This is a genomic window from Pseudoalteromonas luteoviolacea NCIMB 1942 (assembly GCF_001625595.1).
Lineage (GTDB): Bacteria > Pseudomonadota > Gammaproteobacteria > Enterobacterales > Alteromonadaceae > Pseudoalteromonas > Pseudoalteromonas luteoviolacea_A.
Map to the genome: position 1 here is coordinate 1 of NZ_AUXT01000031.1, position 6,255 is coordinate 6,255.

Here is a 6,255-nt window from a genome sequence, read left to right on the forward strand (position 1 = left end):
CGCTTCACTTTTAAAGTCAACTAGAAAATTTAATTTTTTAAATCAACCTTTCAATTTAACTTTACCCTTCACTTTGGTTTGCGTTTTTCGTTGCATCCCGCTGTGTCAGTGGGAGCGCATTATAGGGAGATCCTAAATAGGATCAAGTGTTTTTTATAGAAAACTTAGAAAAAGAACCTTTTCGAATAAAATAGCGACGAAACACCTCAAAACTGCATGCTCTGTAATCATATTTTAATCAAAATGACACATTTTTTCGAAGAGGACCTTAAGTATTGTACAAATCTGAGATCTTGCAAACATTTTCTCAGCACAATGCCCATTGTGCTGAGATCTTATTTGATTAATAGAGAAGGCTATATAATTTACGGCGATATGTAACAGCCGTGCTATCACCTTCAGGCAATGAAGCGATAATATCTAAGAACCCCTTCTTTGCCTCACCAAAAGACAAGTCCTTACTCAGTACTTTAAATAGAGAAGCCAACGCGTCTTCTTTTTTCCCTGCATCCACTTGTGCTTGAGCTAGCTGACAAACTAACTCTAGATTGTCTGGCGCTTCTTCAACAGCCTGAGTTAGTCGTTTCAACTCCGGTGACTCTTGCGCATCTCTAGCTTGCGAGAGCTTAGTCTGCAAGTTATTAAAATAAGCATCTTGCTGGTCTTCTGGGATCGTTGACAATAATGCTTCTGCATCATCAACTTTTTGGATTTGGATACAAATGTCAGCAAAAACTAAATTAACTCTGGGGTTACCCTTCGCCACATCATAAGCCTGCTTAGCATTTGAGTATGCACTATTTAGATCGCCATTCGCCAAAGCTTGCTTAGCTTGCTCCAATAGGATTAGCTCTGGAGACGGAAGATGTTCAGTCAATACTTTGGTAATTTCTTCTTTACTCTTGGGGCCAGCCAATACATCAACAGGTGACCCACCTTTTAGCACTACCACGGTTGGTAACGCTTGAAGGCCTACTTGCTGAGCTAACTGCCCGGCTAAGGCCTGTTGTAGATCACAATCCAATGTCGCTATTGTGATACTAGTACTATACTGAGTCGCCAGCTCATCCAAAAGCGCTGCTTGAGCAACACAATCAGGGTGCTGCGCACTATAAAAACTTAAAAGCACAAGATGTTCAGCACTAGAAGAAGCGAGAACTTGTTGAATATTTTCTGGTGTTAACGTGATTTTATTTTCCATAACCGAGCATTCTTTATTTCAATTCTTATAGCTATATAGTGTCAGGTTTACACTTTACAAGCCAATAGTTCTCAACTCTTTGTTTTAGTTTTGTATCGGGTAGCCTTGCGGCGCTCTTTACCTCCTCCTCTTTTTTTAAAAGGGTTTGGTGCCTGCACACCTTTAAGGGCATTTGTATTTATAGATTGAGATAAGCTAACTAAATCTGAAAGCTCAGATTCAAGTGGTGTCATAAACTGCGAATAAGAAGCTGATTTTTGAGCGATATTAGTAAGCTGAGACTCCCACAAAGCGGTTCTATCTGGCAGAGATAAATGAACAGGGATCGTATTAATCAACCCACTGCCTAATTGGGTAGATTTAATCAATTTACCTTCTCGCTGTAAAAAACCTCTTTTGAAAAGTAATTCGATAATACCAGCCCTAGTTGCTTCAGTGCCCAGTCCATCCGTCTCTTTAAGTACTTTTTTGACTTCTTTGTCTTTTACATAGCGTGCAATACCTGTCATCGCGCTCAGGAGTGTCGCTTCGGTAAAGTGACTTGGCGGCTGAGTGTTTTTCTCATTAACAACACCTTCATTGCAGTGTAGTGGTTCACCGACTTCAAGTATTGGTAACTGCGTTTTGAGCTCCGAGTCTGCTTTTTTACTCTTAAATAAAACTTTAAACCCCTTGTTAATGACAGTATCCGCTTTGGCAATAAAGTTGCCACCGGCAATGGTTAAATAGGCTTTGGTTTGCGAATATTCGTAAGCAGGATAAAACTGCGCGAGGTATTGTGTACAAATAAGGCCATAGATCTGTAACTCCTGATGTCCTAACTGCGCTGACTTTAAACATTTTTTAGTTGGTATAATGGCATGGTGTGCTTCGACTTTTTTGTCATTCCAACACTTGCTCTTTAATGAAGTGTTCGCGTCTGCGACTAATTTCTCCTCGCATCCATTGTTATTAACCACAGCTGCCAAAACGTCATTACGTTCTAAGTAATGATCATTGGGCAAATAACGGTTGTCTGACCTTGGGTAAGTGATTAATTTGTGTTTTTCGTACAAAGCCTGACAAATATCTAAAACTTGCTTAGCTGACATCGAAAAACGTTTGTTTGCATCAATCTGTAACGCTGACAGGTTGTATGGCAAAGGCGGGTTTTGTTTCTTTGGCACCTTATCAAGTTTTGTTAATTCAGCAGGCTGATTCGTAATTCTTTTAGCTACATTCTCAGCAAGTCCTTTAACAAGTACTCGGCCCTCTTCATCCATGTAGGGTATGCAGGCTTCACTAGGTTGCCACTTAGCGTCAAATTGCTCACCACTTTCCTTTGATATTTTTGCCGTGACTTCATAAAAAGGCTTTGAAACAAAATTGGCAATTTCCTCATCGCGACGTACTACTAACCCCAAAACAGGTGTTTGCACTCGACCAATTGACAACACACCTTGCACACCCGCTTTTTGCCCAGCGAGAGTAAATGCTCTAGTCAAATTCATACCGTACAGCCAATCTGCGCGGGCTCTGGCTAAAGCAGAGATACTTAGTGCCATAAACTCTGTGTTTGATTTAGACTTCTGCAGCGCTTTTTTAACGGCATTAGGGTTAAGGTCACTAATGAGTACACGTTCAACGGTGGATTTTTTAGCTTTTGAGAGTTTCGCCTCTTGAATCACTTCGTCAACAAGTAATTGCCCTTCCCTGTCCGGATCTCCCGCATGAACCACCACACCCGCACTTTTGATCAACCTCTTTACGGTTGCAAGTTGCTTTTTGGTTTTTGGCTTTGCTTTAAACTTCCATTCAGATGGGACTATTGGTAGGTCCTGGGTTGACCACTTTTTAAATCGAGGATCATAATCTTCAGGCTCGGCTTGCTCTAAAAGGTGCCCAATACACCAAGTCACGCAATCCCCATTGCCAACCTCAATGAATCCGTCTTGCTTTTTATGTGGTTTAGGCAGCACTTCAGCAATAGCCCTGCCTAAAGAAGGTTTTTCTGCAATGTAAAGCTTCATATAACTAGTTAGCTGTATATATTTACAGTTATTCTAGCTAACCCAGTATTATAATGCCAGTGCAGATTATCTACTCACGCAGATCTCACATCACCACTAAGTTTTCAGAAAGTTAAGCTGTTGATGCTTTTGCTCCATTAGCTGAGTCATGGTGCTAGCTCTTTTGCCGCATCTACAATCCCAGTCATGTTCATGTTTACTTCTTCAGTGACCATACTTTGTTCTTCAGCCGACGTCGCTATCTGTGTCACTTCGTGCGATATATTAGATAACTCAGACACCAGAGAGCTCATTGACGTAGCAGCTTTTTGGCACAAATTCGTAGCACTGTGGCCTTTACCTACTGTTTTTTTGATAATTTCTTCAGAACCATGGATCTCATTTTGCAAGTTCTCAATCAAGATACTAATATCATCTGTTGAAGCTTGTGTTTTTGACGCAAGTGACCTAACTTTGTCAGCTACCACCGCAAAGCCTCGACCTTGTTCCCCGGCTCTGGCAGCTTCAATAGCAGCATTTAACGCTAGTAGATTAGTTTGCTCAGCAATGGAGAGGATCACATCCAATATTTTTGATATATCACCACTTCTTTCTGCCACACGATGGAAAGCATCTTGCGCAACAGAAACTTGTTCAGCAATTTCATCAACTGTTTGAGTTGTATTTAAAATATCTTGTTCGCAACTTTGCACGGTCTTAACTGCACTATCAGTCGTTGCCGCTGCCTGTTCTGATACTCTTGCCACTTCACTGGCCGTCGCACTTAACTCATTTATGGCAGTCACCACATTATCAATTTCAATATGCTGGTTTGATACTTTGTTTTTGATATTAATTGCCGCCTCAGTTGTGACTTGTGATTGTTGATATGATTGATGTACCAAAGCTTTGAGATCTTCGATCATGCCACGTAGTTTATTTGTAAAACGATTAAAACCCGCGGTTAATGGAATTAGCTCTGCGTGATGGCTCACTTCCAACAGGTGTTAGATTGCCCTCACTAGACGCTAAATTGTCAACTCGGGATTCTATATAAGATAAAGGTCCAGTAATCGTATTTATTAAGAACAGACTAAACCCAATTGCCAATGCCACCACTATGAGTCCTAAAAATGCCATCCAAACACCTAAGTCGTTCGCAGACTCATATAGTTGCGCACTGATTATAGCAAGCCGACGCCATTACTTTTTCTTTTGGTACTTGAATCACTAAAGATCAGGTTACACCTGCTAAATCGGCATTTACTGGGACCGATGTCACAATATCATCGCCTACTTCTGTGTAACCACTTCCCTTATGTAACGTTTGTAGGTTTTGCGCTAGGCTTTGATTAATGACCTCTGACAAGGGCCTACCTAAAGAACCTGCATGATGACTAGCACCAGCGATTAGTCCCATTTCACTAAGTAAAGATACTTGCGCTTCACCTTCGTATAAAGAGTTCGATAGCTCTTCAACCAGTTTTTGTAACTCAGGTAAATTTACATCAACACCAATTAGCCCTTTAAACCGATTTCCATCTTGAATTGGCACCGTCAGAGGAGTCATCAGCATGCTGTTCCCTGGTGAGATTTCATAGACATATGGTTCCATCATACAAGGAGTGTTGTTATTTCTAGCGCACAAGTACCACTCAGACTCTCGGATCCCAAACTCGTTACGTGTATCGCTATACTTTGCGTCTGCTGATTCTATTTGGTGCTGAACAACACCACTGCTTTCACGGGTAAAGTAAAGCTCTATAGACCCAGCTCTAGGGGCAGAATGAGAAGCACCGTTAAAGTATTGAGTGTCTTTTTGATCATAAGCATTTTTTTCAAAATGTCTATAAATTGAAGAAACATTATCATTTTTGTTTATAGCTCCGCGTAATAACGCTTCTACTCCAGACCTTTCTAACGGAATGTTTAGACTTGCTTCGATTGCACCTGCTAGAGAATTTGGGATTCGATATGCTTCATTCAGGTAGCCCGATATTTGCTGAATATAAAACTGCCCCATAAAAACTAATCCAGCTCGGATTTCCTTTAAGACCAGCTCTTGTACCTGCTCACTTTGTTTTTCATTCTCTTCTTGCAAGTGAAGCCAAGTCGTCATCACTAGGATCACAATAATAGCCACAACCAAAGTTGTGACAAATAACATCAACTTTTTTAATAGACATCTGCTGCATATACGACCTTGTACTTTTCTGAGCTTCCTACTTTGCAATGAGTTTTATCACTAAGGCTTATTGCATGTTTCCAAGTTTATAAAATCCCAAAAATATTATATTTCACAAATTTTAAATTCATGAATTTTTTAAACTTGATTCATGAAAAGACAATTCGCAAGAATAAAATAAATGAAGCTGTGTTTTCATTGGCGGGGCTTTTTGATAATAAAAATCTCGACTGATAGTCGCAATGCTGATCTATTAAGAAAATGATCAGTTGACCGATCCAAAAGATCATGAAAAATCCGTAATTAGTTTTCTGATTACGGATGTTTTTATGGCAAACACTTATTTGTTCAACGATGTTATCGATGATTCATCACTAGAGTTGGCTCGCCTGTCTATATTTTGTGAACACATTCCAGTTAAGTGCAGCAGAATTATCAACTAAAGCGACAATCAGGGGACGCAGACTTCCCAAGGAAGTGGCAAGTTAAAGCGGTTACATATCAAATTGACGGAAAAGATAAAACCGTATTTACCTCACTGTCTAGTGATAAATTTAGCGCGAACGACGTAGCCAACTTATATCATGAACGCTGGGAAATAGAGCTGGGTTAACGCGATATAAAATCATCCATGCAACATAATGCGATTACGCTAAGGAGTAAGACAGTTGAGCTTGAGTATCAGGAGTTGTGGGGATTGATGTTGGGGTATAACTTAGTCAGGAGAGAAGCGAGCTTAGCAGCAGTATCACACAAAAGGGCACCGAACGAGATAAGCTTCAAATATGCATGTCAATTCATTGGAAGTCAGCTTAAAGTAATGGCGAATGCTCTCTCCAAACAATACACCCAAGCGTTTAACTGTAAGCGTATAGCAAAGT

General features: G+C 40.3%; 4 protein-coding genes and 1 pseudogene. 1 reads left to right on the forward strand and 4 read right to left on the reverse strand.

The genetic code is table 11. From position 1 onward, the window contains the following. Positions 1-343: 343 nt before the first annotated feature. From N482_RS03260 to N482_RS25430, 4 genes are all read right to left on the reverse strand, one after another. Positions 344-1,201: a tetratricopeptide repeat protein gene (locus tag N482_RS03260; protein WP_063375726.1), complete on the reverse strand. Its 858-nt coding sequence runs from the start codon at positions 1,199-1,201 to the stop codon at positions 344-346. A gap of 71 nt (positions 1,202-1,272) precedes the next feature. Beyond that, on the reverse strand, positions 1,273-3,210 hold the full coding sequence (locus N482_RS03265; protein ID WP_063375727.1) for a DNA topoisomerase III: 1,938 nt from the start codon (positions 3,208-3,210) through the stop codon (positions 1,273-1,275). Between the two features lie 146 nt (positions 3,211-3,356). Further along, entirely contained in the window at positions 3,357-4,184 is an 828-nt protein-coding gene (locus N482_RS25425; RefSeq protein WP_231100778.1) for a methyl-accepting chemotaxis protein, read from the reverse strand. 242 nt (positions 4,185-4,426) lie between these two features. Further along, positions 4,427-5,356, reverse strand: a complete 930-nt coding sequence (locus tag N482_RS25430; protein ID WP_231100779.1) for a cache domain-containing protein — start codon at positions 5,354-5,356, stop codon at positions 4,427-4,429. A 487-nt stretch (positions 5,357-5,843) separates the two neighbouring features. Between N482_RS25430 and N482_RS23995 the strand changes: the two are divergent. Then, positions 5,844-6,234, forward strand: a pseudogene (locus N482_RS23995) (transposase); the annotation flags it as partial. Positions 6,235-6,255 lie beyond the last annotated feature (21 nt).

Coding starts and splice junctions, on each gene's coding strand:
- N482_RS03265 (WP_063375727.1), bottom strand. CDS start 3,210: ATGAAGCTTTACATTGCAGAAAAACCTTCTTTAGGCAGGGCTATTGCT.
- N482_RS03260 (WP_063375726.1), bottom strand. CDS start 1,201: ATGGAAAATAAAATCACGTTAACACCAGAAAATATTCAACAAGTTCTC.
- N482_RS25430 (WP_231100779.1), bottom strand. CDS start 5,356: ATGTTATTTGTCACAACTTTGGTTGTGGCTATTATTGTGATCCTAGTG.